Annotated in this window: 15 protein-coding genes; 6 read left to right on the plus strand and 9 right to left on the minus strand. The window is 54.2% G+C overall.

Annotated features, from left to right (window positions below; translation table 11 throughout):
• Positions 1–10: 10 nt before the first annotated feature.
• A complete protein-coding gene (gene yidD / locus FHG12_RS04350) occupies positions 11–232 on the plus strand; it encodes a membrane protein insertion efficiency factor YidD (RefSeq protein WP_139514563.1) in 222 nt (73 codons plus the stop codon).
• An 84-nt stretch (positions 233–316) separates the two neighbouring features.
• Positions 317–1,216, plus strand: a complete 900-nt coding sequence (locus FHG12_RS04355; protein ID WP_139514564.1) for an NHL repeat-containing protein — start codon at positions 317–319, stop codon at positions 1,214–1,216.
• A gap of 53 nt (positions 1,217–1,269) precedes the next feature.
• Here the strand turns inward: FHG12_RS04355 and lgt are convergent, their stop codons facing one another.
• The 5 genes from lgt to FHG12_RS04380 all read right to left on the minus strand — a co-directional run bounded on the left by lgt (position 1,270) and on the right by FHG12_RS04380 (position 6,650).
• A complete protein-coding gene (gene lgt / locus FHG12_RS04360) occupies positions 1,270–2,166 on the minus strand; it encodes a prolipoprotein diacylglyceryl transferase (protein WP_139514565.1) in 897 nt (298 codons plus the stop codon).
• Between the two features lie 64 nt (positions 2,167–2,230).
• Entirely contained in the window at positions 2,231–4,147 is a 1,917-nt protein-coding gene (nadE, locus tag FHG12_RS04365) for an NAD(+) synthase (protein WP_139514566.1), read from the minus strand.
• A 170-nt stretch (positions 4,148–4,317) separates the two neighbouring features.
• Complete coding sequence (rnc, locus tag FHG12_RS04370) at positions 4,318–5,067, minus strand: ribonuclease III (RefSeq protein WP_139514567.1); 750 nt, start codon at positions 5,065–5,067, stop codon at positions 4,318–4,320.
• Entirely contained in the window at positions 5,067–6,317 is a 1,251-nt protein-coding gene (gene fabF / locus FHG12_RS04375) for a beta-ketoacyl-ACP synthase II (protein WP_139514568.1), read from the minus strand. Before fabF ends, rnc begins: the two co-directional genes overlap by 1 nt.
• A gap of 96 nt (positions 6,318–6,413) precedes the next feature.
• Entirely contained in the window at positions 6,414–6,650 is a 237-nt protein-coding gene (locus FHG12_RS04380; protein WP_073109216.1) for an acyl carrier protein, read from the minus strand.
• Positions 6,651–6,812: 162 nt separating this feature from the next.
• Between FHG12_RS04380 and FHG12_RS04385 the strand changes: the two genes are divergently transcribed.
• Together FHG12_RS04385 and pyk are read left to right on the plus strand one after the other, a co-directional pair.
• Positions 6,813–7,241, plus strand: coding sequence for an IPExxxVDY family protein (locus tag FHG12_RS04385; protein WP_139514569.1), 429 nt, complete (start codon positions 6,813–6,815; stop codon positions 7,239–7,241).
• Between the two features lie 175 nt (positions 7,242–7,416).
• Positions 7,417–8,856, plus strand: coding sequence for a pyruvate kinase (gene pyk, locus FHG12_RS04390; protein WP_139514570.1), 1,440 nt, complete (start codon positions 7,417–7,419; stop codon positions 8,854–8,856).
• A gap of 166 nt (positions 8,857–9,022) precedes the next feature.
• Here the strand turns inward: pyk and rpsT are convergent, their stop codons facing one another.
• Entirely contained in the window at positions 9,023–9,280 is a 258-nt protein-coding gene (rpsT, locus tag FHG12_RS04395; protein ID WP_139517687.1) for a 30S ribosomal protein S20, read from the minus strand.
• Positions 9,281–9,460: 180 nt separating this feature from the next.
• Here rpsT and FHG12_RS04400 point away from each other — a divergent pair, with 180 nt between their 5' ends.
• Positions 9,461–10,633 (plus strand): MFS transporter, encoded by a 1,173-nt coding sequence (locus FHG12_RS04400; protein ID WP_139514571.1) that lies wholly within the window; start codon positions 9,461–9,463, stop codon positions 10,631–10,633.
• Between the two features lie 108 nt (positions 10,634–10,741).
• The gene (locus FHG12_RS04405) at positions 10,742–11,725 is read left to right on the plus strand and encodes a YheT family hydrolase (protein WP_139514572.1); all 984 of its coding nucleotides are present in this window, start codon (positions 10,742–10,744) and stop codon (positions 11,723–11,725) included.
• A 33-nt stretch (positions 11,726–11,758) separates the two neighbouring features.
• Here the strand turns inward: FHG12_RS04405 and rsmG are convergent, their stop codons facing one another.
• The 3 genes from rsmG to FHG12_RS04420 all read right to left on the minus strand — a co-directional run bounded on the left by rsmG (position 11,759) and on the right by FHG12_RS04420 (position 14,256).
• Positions 11,759–12,391, minus strand: coding sequence for a 16S rRNA (guanine(527)-N(7))-methyltransferase RsmG (gene rsmG / locus FHG12_RS04410; RefSeq protein WP_139517688.1), 633 nt, complete (start codon positions 12,389–12,391; stop codon positions 11,759–11,761).
• Between the two features lie 123 nt (positions 12,392–12,514).
• Positions 12,515–13,138 (minus strand): RNA polymerase sigma factor, encoded by a 624-nt coding sequence (locus FHG12_RS04415; protein WP_139514573.1) that lies wholly within the window; start codon positions 13,136–13,138, stop codon positions 12,515–12,517.
• Positions 13,129–14,256, minus strand: coding sequence for a glycosyltransferase (locus tag FHG12_RS04420; protein ID WP_165699300.1), 1,128 nt, complete (start codon positions 14,254–14,256; stop codon positions 13,129–13,131). The genes FHG12_RS04415 and FHG12_RS04420 overlap by 10 nt, the downstream gene beginning before the upstream one ends.
• Positions 14,257–14,272 lie beyond the last annotated feature (16 nt).

Below are 14,272 nucleotides of genomic sequence, written 5' to 3' on the forward strand. Positions count from 1 at the left end.
CTTTTGACCCATGGCTTATTTTTTCCGGCAGCTTTTTCTGGCCCTCATCTGGTTTTACCGGCATTTGATTTCGCCGCTTACGCCGGCCAGTTGTCGCTTTCAGCCTACCTGCTCGGCTTACGCGGCACAAGCGGTGCAGAAGTACGGTCCGTGGCGGGGTGGGCGGCTGGCGCTGCGCCGCATCAGCCGCTGCCATCCGTGGGGCGGCCACGGCTACGATCCTGTACCCTGATTGCGAGCGCTTGCGTATAGCCCCTCGTAACGCTGCTTCTGCCGTGGGCGGAAGCAGCCTTTTTTTACCTGAAACTCCGGCGATATGCGCATTTTTTTCGCGCTTGCTACCTTGGCAAGCGCTCTGCTCAGTACCAGTTGTTCGCAAGCACAGAACGATAAAGGCCCGGATAAGGGCGACAAAAAAAAGTCAAAAAAAGAGAGCCTCGAAAACAAGCTCATTGGGGCATCAATACCGGGCCTGAAGCGCGTTGGCTCACTGGCGGGCAGCGTATCCGAAAGCTCCGGCCTTATCAATGCCGAGCAGCCTGGCACGTTTTACACCCACGGCGACGCCGGCAACCAGCCGGTGCTTTACAAAGTGGATTTGAAGGGCAAGCTTCTGGATGAGATCAAGCTGAGCGTACCCAACAAAGACTGGGAAAGCGTGGCCAAAGACAACAGCGGCAACATCTACGTTTGCGATACCGGCAACAACGACAATACGCGACGCGATCTGGTTATTTATCGCCTCAATCCGGCCAACCCGCAGCAGGTAGGCAGCATCAATTTTGCATACGCGGATCAGAAGGAATTTCCACCGTCGAAGAAAGACCGCAACTTCGATTGCGAGGCCTCGCTTTGGCACGATGGCAAAATCTATTTGTTCACCAAAGACCGCGCGCAGCAACGCACCAGCAACGTGTACGCCGTATCCGACCAGCCGGGGCGGCATACCGCGCAACTGGTTGCAAGCATGAGCATACCCGGCGAAGTCACCGATGCCAATCTCAGCCCTGACGGTCATAGCCTCGTGTTGCTGGGGCGCGAAGAAATGTTTCTCTACAAAGGCAACAGCCTTGAAGCCATGCTCAAGAGCGCTCCGAACCGCGTTGCCCTGCCCGGCGCCGGCCAGACGGAAGGAGTTGTCTTCTACGGCAACAGCCTAATTATCAGCACTGAGCAAGGTGCGCTGTATCAATACACATTGCAACCCAATCAGTAGCAGGTATTTATGACCCCAAATAAAAAGGGCCGCTCTCTGGAGAGCGGCCCTTTTTATTTGGATTTGGCAATGGCCTTTGGTTTCTCGTCTGCGGCGTCTTGCTCTAAGTCACGCGGCGCAAATCCGTAGGGGTTGCCGGGCCATTTGCCGGCCCGAAGCACCACCCACAACCCTATGATTACCAAGGGAATACTGAGCAACTGACCCATATTCAGGGGCAGTTTATCTTCGAAAGAAACCTGGTTTTCTTTTAGGAATTCGACCAGAAAACGGAAGGTAAACAACAGCACTACAAACAGCCCGAACAGCAAGCCACGAGGCGTGCGCTCTTTCGTGCGGTTCCACATGCCGTAGAGCAGAATCAGCAGAAATATGCAGAACAGCGATTCGTAAATCTGGGTTGGGTGCCGCAACTCGTTGGGAATGTTGGTCAGCTCGTTGTGAATCTCGTTGTAGCGCGCAAATTTGAATGCCCACGGCACATCGGTCACGCGGCCAATGATCTCGGAGTTAAACAGGTTACCCAATCGGATCAGGGCGCCGCCTGAAGCGACCACAATTACAATGCGGTCGAGCACCCACAGGTAATCGAACTTGTTATTGCGCGCGAACAGCCAGGTAGCCAACAAGATGCCAATAGTAGCCCCGTGGCTGGCCAGCCCGCCTTCCCAGATCTTGAGAATGTCGAGCGGGTGCTTTAAGTAATAGTCGGGATCGTAAAACAAACAGTGGCCCAACCGCGCGCCAATTATGGTCCCAACCAGCATGTAGATGGTAATGACATCTACCCACCGCGGCGATACCTTTTCCGATTTGTAAATGTGCGTCAGGATGAACGTCCCCACCACAAAGCCCGACATGAACAGCAACCCGTACCAGCGCAACGTGAGCGGTCCGAGTTTGGCAATGATGGGCGAGGCCGTCCAGGTAATATAGGCAAGCAGGCTCATAGAAAAAGAGAAAGGAAATGGAAGGCCGAAAGTACGGAAACCCAGCCGGTTTATGGGGCAAACGCTACAGCGCCGCGAGTTCTTCGTGAAAGCCCCCGCTCAGGATCGGGAAGCGGAGCCACGAGCGCGGGTCCACGTTGTAGTCGTCGAGGTGGAAGGCAGGAGCGTAACGTTCGCGCTTCCACTGATTGCGTGCCCACAGCGAATAAAACCGCTTGACGTAGGTTTTGAGCTGCTCGGGGTCCTGCGCGGGGTCTTCCTCAATAAGGGTATTAAGTACTTGCTTGGGACTGAGGCGATTATAAAAAGCCAGCCGCTCGATGCGGTTGAGCAGCACGTAAGGCATCAGGTCGCGCTCGTCGGTTTGTTTGTCGGCGAGGGGGCGCAGCTCGGCCGTAGGCTGCAACGCATTGACGTGGCGAAGTGCTACATATCCCAACTCTTTTTCAGCCCAGCGCAGCCATTTCTTCACAAAATCTTTGTCGACATCCGCAATGGGCGAGATGCTGCCGGCCGTGTCGCCGTCCATGGTACAGTACCCAACGGAAGCTTCCGAGCGGTTGGACGTTGTAATTAATAGACAGTTTAACACATTGGTTAGCAACCAGATACCCGGAGCTCGCACCCGCGCCTGGATATTTTGCAGAGCCAAATCATCGGTCTGCCATTCTAGGGGGCGGTCCAAGGCCTGCTCGATTTTGCTTACGTAGCCACTTACTTCGTCGTCGATGGTCCAGTTGAAGAACACGGCCCCAAGCGAATCAGCGAGCTCCTTTGCCGATTGCTGGGTGTCATCCGAAGAATTGACAGTGCCTTGATAAGCGCAGGTCAGCAACCGCCGCACGAGCTGCAGATTGTCAGTTGGGTCTTCCTCAGTGGCAGGTGCCGTTTCCACTTGCTGAGGCGCCGGGCCGCCGGCACCCACCTGGGCCACAACTTTCTCAACGGCCGAAAAACAGCCGCTACGCCGTTTAAATTCTTCCACGCCTAGCTCCGCCACTCCTAGTCGCACCATTTCGGCTACGGCTACGGCGCACATGCAGGAGTCGGCACCGCCGCTGAGCGACAGCACAAAACCCCGGCTGCGGCTTTTGCGCATGTAATCGAACAGAGCTAAGCTCAGGGCTTGGTTGAGTTCACGGTATTCGTCGGGTGTGGGCAGCGGCACGATGGATTCGGCTACGGGTTGCTCCGTCGAAAAATCGACGTCGACGCATTCTACATCCACTTCTTTAAAGCTCAACAACTGATTACGCGTCAGCAAATGCCCATTGCGCGCAACCAGTATCTCGCCGTCATAAATCATGCGGCCGGCCTCATTGCCCAGCAGGTTGGCGTAGAGATACGTGCAGCGAAAATTGCGTGAAGCATTGAGGACGAGGTTGTAGCGCACGTCCGTCTTGCTCATTGCGAAGTGGCTGGCCGACGGATTGACAATCAAATCAACCCGGCCCATGAGCCGGCAGGCCGGACGCTCGTTGTCGGGCCGCCACGCATCCTCGCAAATCTCAAAACCGAAACGAACCCCCTTGTGCTCAAATACCAAGTCTCCGATGGGCCACTCCTGGCCTTGCCAGCTCACAATGCCCGTTTCGCCCGCGCGCCACGACGTAAACCAGCGCGGCTCGTAGTGGACGCCATCGTTGGCCAAAAATTGCTTCGCCGCGAAACCCAGGATTTCGCCGTCGCGCAGCACGCACGAAGTATTGTAGGTTCGGCCAGCGAGACGAATGGGCAAGCCTACGCACACCAGAATTCCTTGCGTACAGCTTCTGATTTGCTGTAAGTATTCAAGCGCCTCTGCCGAAAGCCAATCGTGCAGAAATAAGTCCTCGCAACCGTAACCCGTCAGGCATAGCTCCGGCAGGCACAGCAAGTCAACGCCCGCCGCTTTTGCCTGCTCGATTGCCTCACAGATGGTGCGAAGGTTGTGTTTCCAGTCGATTGGGATTTGGTTGAGGGCGGCGCCGGCAATTCTCATAAGGCAGGAGGAAAAGAAGCGAAATACTATCAGAGATTAACCGCAAAGCCTCTCCTGGGGTTGCGCTTTCCGCCGCAAGCTTTCCGCAGAACGTTGGGCAGCCAAGCTACCAGCAAGAATACCTATACCTATATAACCACTTGATAATCAAGTATCTGTATAGATATACCTTAAATACCTAGTGCTTCGAGGGCTCGTTCGGCGGCGGTTTGCTCGGCTTGTTTCTTTGATAAGCCCATGCCCATTGCCACGGCTTCGTTGTCGAGGAGAACGGTTGCCGAAAACTCCATCACCCCACCTGGCCGTGGTTGTCCCGAAATATCGTAGCGCAGGGATTTCCCCTCACGCTGCGCCCATTCGATAAGCTTACTTTTGAAGTTGGTGGTAGTCAGCGTCAGAGACTTTACGTCAACAAACGGCTTGATCAGCCTGCCGAGCACGAATTTTCGCGCCGATTTATAGCCTTGATCGAGGTAAATGGCGCCGACTAGCGCCTCTAAAGCATTGCCATTGACCGAGCGCGAACGCGCCGCGCGGCCTTGACCTGGATCTAGCTGCACCAGTTTATCCAAGCCCAACTTCAAAGCTAACTGATTGAGGCTCTCGCGATTAACAATACGAGAGCGCATTTCGGTCAGGAAACCTTCTTGCTCGTACGGGAATTTGCGGAATAAATATTCTGCTACCACCGCGCCCAGTACGGCATCGCCGAGGAATTCCAAGCGTTCGTTGGACTGATGCCGCGCAGTATCGCCCTGTTGACGCACTACTGACGAGTGCGTGAATGCTAAATGGTAGAGGCGAATATTATCGGGTGTGCTGCCCGTGACGGTGGCAATAGCTTGCCGAAAAGCCCGGTCTTGCCCCAGCAGCCGCCGGAAGAAACCGAACAGCGGAAGTGGCTGACCGGGCTTTGGCATTAGTCGCGGAATTTGCGAAACAGCACCGACGTATTATGGCCGCCGAAGCCGAAAGTATTACTCAACGCTACGTTTACGTCGCGCTTCTGCGCCACGTTGAACGTGAAATTTAACCGCGAATCCAGCTCGGGATCGTCGGTCGTGTGATTGATGGTCGGGGGAATGACGCCGTTCTGAATAGCCAGAATGGCCGCAATGGCCTCAATAGCGCCGGCCCCGCCCAGCAAGTGCCCCGTCATACTCTTGGTAGAGCTGATGTTGAGGTTGTAAGCATGTTCGCCAAACACGTGCTGAATGGCTTTTACTTCGGCAATGTCGCCCAGCGGTGTACTTGTGCCGTGCACGTTGATGTAATCAACCTCTTCTGGGGTGATTTTAGCATCCCGTAAGGCGTTGTTCATCACCAGAATTACGCCTTTACCCTCTGGGTGCGGAGCGGTCAGGTGATACGCGTCGGCCGACATTCCGCCACCGATGATCTCGGCGTAGATTTTGGCGCCGCGTGCCTGGGCATGTTCGAGTGCTTCGAGAATAAGCGCACCAGCACCTTCTCCCAACACGAAGCCGTCCCGTTCTTTATCGAAGGGGCGGGAAGCGGTTTCGGCAGAGTCATTGCGTTCTGACAGCGCTTTCAGGGCGTTAAAACCACCAATGCCTGCCTCCGTCACTGCCGCTTCCGAACCGCCCGTCACCATCACGTCGGCCATGCCGAGGCGGATGTAATTAAAGGAGTCGATAATGGAGTTAGACGACGAGGCGCAAGCCGAAACCGTCACGAAGTTGGGACCGCGGAAGCCATACTTCATCGAAATATGACCCGACGCGATGTCTGCAATCATTTTTGGAATGAAGAACGGATTGAAGCGCGGGGTTCCGTCGCCTTTGGCGAAGGCCACACACTCTTCCTGAAAGGTGCGCAGACCACCAATGCCCGATCCCCAGATGACCCCAATGCGGTCGTGGTCGATGGCGTCGGTAATGCCGGCATCGAGCACCGCCTGGTCGGCAGCTACTACAGCAAACTGCGAAAACAAGTCCAGTTTGCGGCCTTCCTTACGCTCGAAATGGTCCTCCGAGTTATACCCTTTTACTTCGCAGGCGAAGCGGGTCTTGAACTTACTGGCGTCGAAGCGCTGGATGGGGGCCGCACCGCTCACGCCGCGCGACAACCCGTCCCAATACTCAGCGACGGAATTGCCAATGGGGGTAAGAGCACCTAAGCCGGTTACAACGACTCTCCGAAGAGACATAAGCTAGCGGAAGAAGCGAAAAGAAGAACTACTAAAAAGCAAAACGGCCGGCGGCGGGCCGGCCGGTAAGCGAAAGCCGTGAAAAAGAGGCCGGAATTACTTGGCGTGCTCTTCGAGATAGCTGATCGCTTGACCTACGGTCGCGATGTTTTCAGCTTGATCATCGGGAATAGACACGTTGAATTCTTTTTCGAACTCCATAATCAGCTCGACAGTATCCAGCGAGTCAGCGCCCAGATCGTTTGTGAAGCTAGCCTCTGGAGTGACCTCCGAAGCTTCTACACCCAATTTATCGATGATAATGGCCTTTACTTTTTCTGCAATTTCAGACATTTCCGTGGGGGTTTGAGGAAAACTAGGCACAAATAACACTATCTTCCCTAACATTGTCAAACAAACCCACCCGAATCTTCAGGGTACAAGATTATGGCCGGGCCTGTTCCTTTCGGCTTTTGACGTGTGTACTTTTGCCCTTCTTTGCCTTCGTAGCTGCCTATGAAAATGCTGACGCTGGACGTTGAGTACGAGTGCGACTTCGATCTTTTCGGCGTGGTTTCATCGAGCCGGGAACACAAGCTAGCCTGGACGCTAAACCACGCGCTGCGCTTGCGACTGGTCAAACAACAAGATCTGATCTACGATTTGCTGGCCCGCGGCCGGCTCGTGATCAGCAACTATTTGCACACCACCGAAGCCATCACGCTGCGCTTGTTGCGTAACCGCTCGCTCGATCCGTCGATCTTGAAAAAGCCGTTTTTGGCTCCCGACATCAAGGAATATGATTACCTAATTCAGGTCAGCAACGGCACCGGGGCGCTGGCATCCGACGAAATATTGGATCGGCTGACTCGCCTGCCAGAGGTACAATACGCGTGTCAGTTCGACCCCAACTCCTTGAAATTCAAAGAAAATCTGCTCTTTTGAAGCATCAACTCAATTGCCCGGCTGCCGTCCTGAGCGCCGCGAAGAAGCTCATCATACGAGATAAGTATTTCATTATCAATGATATACACTCGTAGAGCTTTGTCGCCGTGCTGCCTTCAGGATGTCAGCCGTTTTTACTATTTGCTCACAACTCAAAAACTTCTTTCGTCATCTCATGGAATCTCTTCCTCATTTCAATAAAACTAAAATCGTAGCTACGGTCGGGCCCGCTTCAAATACCTATGACCGACTTTCTACCTTGGTTCGGGAAGGCGTGGACGTATTCCGGCTCAATTTTTCGCACGGTTCTTATGAAGATCACCTGCAGGTGATCAATGCGGTTCGCCGTCTTAACAAGGATTTGCGCACCCACGTGGGCTTGCTGCAAGACCTGCAAGGACCCAAAATCCGGTTGGGCGAAGTAGAAGGCGGCGCTGTCGAAATCAAGCCCGGCGACATCATCAAAATGGTGTGCGGCGAGAAAGAGATTAGCACAGCAACCCGCCTGAGCACCATCTACTTGGGCTTGGCCCGCGACGTAAAGCCCGGCGATGCTATTTTGATTGACGATGGCAAAATCGAGTTGCGCGTGCTCAGCACCGACCGCGAAACGGAAGTGGAGGCGGAAGTCATTTACGGCGGCACGGTAAAGCCGCGCAAAGGCATCAACCTGCCCAGCTCGGAAGTATCGGCACCGGCCATGACCGAGAAAGACATTGCCGACTTGCAATTTGGCCTTGAAAACGACGTGGAATGGGTAGCACTATCTTTTGCCCGCCGGGCCGAAGACATTCGCTTTATTAAAAAAATCATTGCCGAAAGCGGCAAGGAAACCCGGGTTGTGGCGAAAATCGAAACGCCCGAAGGCCTGAAAAACATTGACGAAATCATCGCCCTCACCGACGCAATCATGGTAGCGCGCGGCGACTTAGGCGTTGAGATCAAGGCCGAAGAAGTGCCGATGGCCCAGAAGCTTATCATCGAAAAATGTAACCGCGCTGGCAAGCCGGTAATTGTGGCCACGCAGATGATGGAAAGCATGATCACGAGCCCACGCCCCACCCGCGCCGAAACCAACGACGTGGCCAACGCCGTGCTCGACGGTGCCGATGCGGTGATGCTTTCAGCCGAAACTGCTGTTGGCTCCTACCCCACCGAAGTGATCCGCTCGATGGTAGCTACCATCCGCAGCGTGGAAACGGTGCGGGAAGACGTCTACAACCGACGCTTCCCCATCGACCCAGCCTCCGACTCGTTCATGGTCGACAGCGTACTGTCAGCAGCCTGTTCGCTGGCCCGCGACACCAATGCAAAAGTCATCACGGGCATGACGCACCGCGGCTATACGGCCTTCCAGCTTTCGAAGTATCGCCCGAAAGCCAACATCTTCATCTTCACAGACAACCGCCAGCTTCTCAACACGTTGAGCCTAGTATGGGGCGTGCGAGGATTCTACTACGACCGCTTCGTGAGTACCGATAACACCGTTTCGGACTTGAAGTATGTGCTGACCACGACCGGCAATTTGCAAAAGGGGGACGTATTCATCAACACAGCTTCGATGCCCATCAACGAGAAAGGCAAAGCCAATATGGTAAAAGTAAGTGTTGCATAAGTATTTGTCTATCAGATAATTACGTAGCTTCCAAAACAAAACCCCTTGCCGCAATCGTGGCAAGGGGTTTTGTTTTGGAAGCTACGTAAGCGCGCAACGCAAAAAGGCCTTGCGTGGACACGCAAGGCCTTTTCTATATAGAGCAGAAACGCTGGTTTGTTGCCGCTTAGGCAGCCAGCGAGTTCACGAACTTGGTCAGGCTCGACTTGTTGTTGGCTGCCTTGTTCTTGTGAATGATGTTTTTCTTGGCCAGACGGTCAAGCATCGACGTGACTTTCTTCAACAGCTCCTGAGCTTCAGTTTTGCTGGAAGAGGCACGGAGCTTTTTGATAGCCGTACGGGTAGATTTAGCTTGGTAACGGTTCAACACGCGCTTGGCTTCGTTGGAGCGGATGCGCTTGAGGGCCGACTTATGATTCGCCATGATGGAAAAGTTGACGTTCTGCTCGAATTCGTTTTCAATTGGGTTGGCAAAGGTAAGGCTTTGATTTGAAATAGCAAACACATACTGTCAATTTGACTTTCCGCTCATGAGCTGAGCATGGCCGTAACAACCCGTAAGTGTACCGCTGCGTTTCGGCTTTCTTCCAGCCTCTTATTGCCTATGAAGTACCTAACCCGAACCATCTGGCTGTTGTCGTTGGTGAGTTTATTCACTGATTTGGCCAGCGAGATGCTCTATCCGGTGATGCCTTTGTACCTAAAAAGCATCGGGTTTTCGGTGGTGCTAATCGGAATTCTGGAAGGCGTAGCGGAAGCAACGGCCGGCCTGAGCAAAGGCTACTTCGGGCAATGGTCGGATCGCATAGGGCGGCGTTTGCCTTTTGTACAATGGGGTTACGGGCTCAGCGCACTGTCTAAGCCCATGATGGCGGTACTTCAGTTGCCGTGGTGGGTATTTCTGGCGCGTACCACCGATCGGTTAGGCAAAGGCCTTCGGACGGGCGCACGAGACGCGCTACTCTCCGATGAGACCACGCCCGCCTTCAAAGGGCGTGTGTTCGGATTCCACCGGGCTATGGATACGCTGGGCGCGGTGTTAGGACCCACTGTGGCCTTGTTCTGGCTGGCAGCACGCCCCACCGATTACCACAACCTCTTTCTCTTGGCTTTTCTGCCCGGCGTGGCGGCCATATTCATCACGCTGCTGGTCAGGGAAAGGTCACGCGCTCCTTCTGGCAAGCCCATCCAGCCGTTTTGGGCATCCTTTAGCTACTGGCGGCGAGCTCCGATAAGTTACCGTAGGGTCGCCAGTGCCTTGTTACTGTTCGCCTTATTCAACAGTTCCGACGCCTTTCTGTTGCTGTTGGCTAAGCAGAGGGGGCTTTCGGATGCCACGGTTATTGGGCTGTATATTTTCTACAATCTCGTCTACGCTGCCGCGGCTTTTCCGGCCGGTCACCTCTCCGATCGGTTGGGGCCGCGCCGTACCCTAGCCACAGGCTTGGTGCTGTTTGCACTGGTATACGCCGGGGCCACATTGGCCAAAGACCCGCTGTTTTTTGGGTTTCTATTTGGGCTGTATGGCCTGTATGGTGCTGCCTCCGAAGGGGTTAGCAAGGCATGGCTTAGCAACCTTTGTGCCTCTACCGACACCGGAGCAGCCCTCGGCACTTATGCTGGGTTGAGCAGCTTAGCGGCCTTGGGAGCCAGCACGCTGGCTGGGTTTATCTGGTTTTGGGGTGGGCCGGCGCTTACCTTTGCGCTTTCTGGCGGAATCGCTTTGCTAGTGGCTCTTTATTTGGGTTTGGCCCAAACCGAACACTCAAAAGCTTAGCGTTTTACTTCACCAAAACGACATAAAATCGGGCATATCTTACTAGTATGCATGCCGAGCTTTCGTTATATTTAGATTCCGCCGGCTACTTAACTAGATTGATTCGTTATGCCGCTCGTCACTCACTCCCGCTATCAACCGCCGTTTTATTTATTCAACGGCCACGTACAAACTATTGTCCCGAGCATTCTGCGCTCCGTACCGGACGTTAGCTACCAGCGCGAACGGGTAGAAACCGAAGATGGGGATTTCCTGGATTTAGACTGGTCAAGACTCCCTAACCAACACACTGATACCTTGGCGATTGTATCACACGGTTTGGAAGGTGATGCCGGCCGGCCGTATGTACGCGGTATGGTGCGCGCGCTGAATCGGGCTGGCTTCGATGCCTTGGCTTGGAACTACCGCAGCTGCAGCGGCGAAATGAACCGCTTGTTGCGCACCTATCACCTCGGCGACACCGAAGACCTTGACTTTGTAGTACGTTATGCCTTGGGCAAAGCGCGCTATCGGCGGGTATACCTCACTGGGTTTAGCGCCGGAGGCAACGTGACGCTCAAGTACTTAGGTGAAAACCCCGATAAAGTCCCGCGTCAAGTCGAACGTGCTGCTGTGTTTTCGGTGCCTACCGATCTGAAGTCGAGTTCGCATTATATCTCGCGCTTCCAAAATCGGATTTACCTCAACCGATTTTTGAAATCGCTACGGGAAAAAATGCGGCAGAAAGCCGAGCTGCTGCCCGGCCAGATCAATTTGGCCGACATCGATCAGCTGCAGGACTTTCCGCAGTTCGACGACCGCTTTACGGCTCCTATGCACGGCTTTAAGTCAGCCGAAGAATACTACGAGTATTCCAGTTCGGGCCGGTATTTGAGCGGGATTCGCATCCCTACGCTTCTGGTAAACGCAGTCAATGATCCCTTCCTGCCGCCCTCTTGCTTTCCGCGCGAGGTGGCCGAGAAAAGCAACTATGTTTTCCTCGAAACGCCGCAGGAAGGCGGCCACGTCGGTTTTGCCGAAGGCTCGCCCGATGGCGAATATTACTCGGAGCGCAGAGCTATCGAGTTTCTTACGGCCCAAATCCCGGCTTAACGGTTGCGTTACTTCGGGATTTTCGGCAGTTTCTTATCGTTTCTTGGCTAAGCTATTCGGCACAAACACGACTTTTTTCGTTTCGAAGAACTCCTCCGTGAAATAATCGCTCAGGTTGTAAACCGTAGCCGGCAAGCCCGACTCGTCAATTTCTTCTGCCAGATCGCCGCCTTTCAAATAATACAGGCCTGTAGCCGCATCGACGCTGGGCTTATAGCGGTGCTCGATCCAGGTGTAAAACGTAGCCAAGCGCGCAACGGCGCGGCTCACTACATAATCGTATTTGGGCCGCAATTGCTCGGCGCGGGTTTGCTCGGCGGTCACGTTGTGCAGCTTCAGCGCATGCGCCATGTCCTGCACCGCCCTGATTTTCTTGCCGATGCTGTCGACCAAATGAAACTCGACTTCCGGGAATAATATGGCCAACGGCAAGCCTGGCAGTCCGCCCCCCGTGCCTACATCGAGCACCGAAGTACCCGGCGCAAACTGTACCACTTTGGCAATGCCCAGCGAATGCAAAAAATGGCGCTCGGCCAAGTTGTCGACGTCGGTGCGGGCAATGAGGTTGAGGCGCTCGTTCCAGCCGCGAAATTCCTGCGCTAGCAGTTGAAATTGCAGGCGCTGCTGGTCGGTAAGATCGGGGAAGTAGTGAAACAAGATGTCCATCGGAACAAAGGTATCGGATGTAGCCATACGGCTCCCATGCCGAAACCGCGGCATCTGTAAAAAGAAAATGCTCCGACTGGAAGCCGGAGCATTTTCTTTTATAACTATTTTATAATCAAATAGTTATATAATATGCTTTTTGTTCTTCACCATGTCATAGAGCAACTCGCGGGCGCGGTGCAGTTGGGCTTTCACGGTACCGAGCGGCGCTTTTAGCTCCTGCGCAATTTCTTCGTAGCTCAACTCATCGAAGTAGCGCAGCGTGACGAGGCGCTGGTATTTGTCGGGCAGCCGCGATACCACGTGCTGCATGATTTCGATTTTCTGATTTTTGATGGCTGACTCCTGCGGGTTCAAGTTTTGATCGCGGAAATCAATGGTGATCTCGTCGCCGTTGTCGATTTTGATGGCCGAATCAATCGACATGGTTTTGATTTTATTCTTGCGGATAAAATCGATGCAGTTGTTGGTGGCAATGCGGAAAAGCCACGTGCTAAATGCGTATTCGGGGTTGAATTTGTGCAGGTTACGGAAGGCCTTGGCAAAGGCTTCGATCGTGAGATCTTCGGCGTCGTCGGGGTTGCGGACCATCTTGAGGACCACGTGGTATACCGGCTTTTTGTAGATCTGCATCAGCTCGGCATAGGCTTTTTCATCGCCTTGTTCCACAGCTGCCCGAATCAGCTTGAAATCATGCTTGGCTTTGGCAGAAAACTGTTTTTGAATTTCCTGATTGTTTACTTCCATCGGAGGTTACGGTAGAGGAACAGCGAAATTCCCAGAGCGAGATAGTAAAAAAAATAAACAGCGTCGAGGACAGGCAGCAGAACTATCGGCAGCCGGTCATGAAGGCGGCGGCCAACTTGGGAATAAGTAAAGCAAAGGATGCTGGTGCGCACGAACCACACTGCGGCCAAAGGTACCCAATCAGGGCGGGAAAATAGTAGTCCAAGCGTTGTGAAATAAAAAAGCAGATTAGTACCAATAAAGTTTCCTATTCGGAATTGATCGGCCAAACGATAGCGGCGGCCGGCCGACAGGTGGCGTCGTTTCTGATGCCACCAAGCGCTCCAAGTAGAAGCCGGTTTGCTAAGCGTGTGCGCGGCCGGCTCCGCGACTACCGTCACCCGCATCCCGTGCTGCACGGCGTCCTGCACCAGCAGGTCGTCGTCGCCTCCGAGGCTGCGAATGTGAGAAGCAAAGCCTTTGGTTGTCCGGAAACAACGGAGGGAATACGCCATGTTTCGGCCCACTCCCATATAAGGTTTTCCTCGCCACGCGAACGACAAATACTGTGCTCCGGTGAGTAGGGTTTCAAAACGGACGAGCTTATTTAAAAACCCAGATTCAGGCGCATAAGCCGAGTACCCGATCACCAAGTCGGCGGGGCGGGCAAAGCCGCGTTGCATCAGCCTGATCCACTGATTGGTAGCCGGAATGCAGTCGGCGTCGGTGAACAACATTTGCTCGTAACGCGCCGATTTGATGCCCAGCGTCAGCGCATATTTTTTTGGCGACAAGCCCAGCGGAGTCGTACTCACAGTTACCAGCTGCACGTTGGGAAAGTACTGGGCGAGCTGCTGCGCGTAGAGATACGTGTCGTCGTCTGAGCGGTCGTCGACCAAGACGATTTCAAATCCCACCGGATACTCTTGCTGCAAGAGCAAAGGCAGCAGGCGCCGTAGGTTGTCAAGTTCGTTGTGCGCGCACACCAACACCGACACGGGTTCGGCCGCGCCGGCGTTGTCCTCGGGCTCGGTGGGCCGATTGGCGAATGGCAAAAAATAATAGGCCGCGTAGTACAGCTGCACCAGCACGCAGGCCAGCAACAGCCACAGGGCCGGAGAAAAAGAAAGAAGCAACACGGGGTATCCGGATAAG

This window comes from Hymenobacter jejuensis (genome assembly GCF_006337165.1).
In the GTDB taxonomy this organism is placed as follows: domain Bacteria; phylum Bacteroidota; class Bacteroidia; order Cytophagales; family Hymenobacteraceae; genus Hymenobacter; species Hymenobacter jejuensis.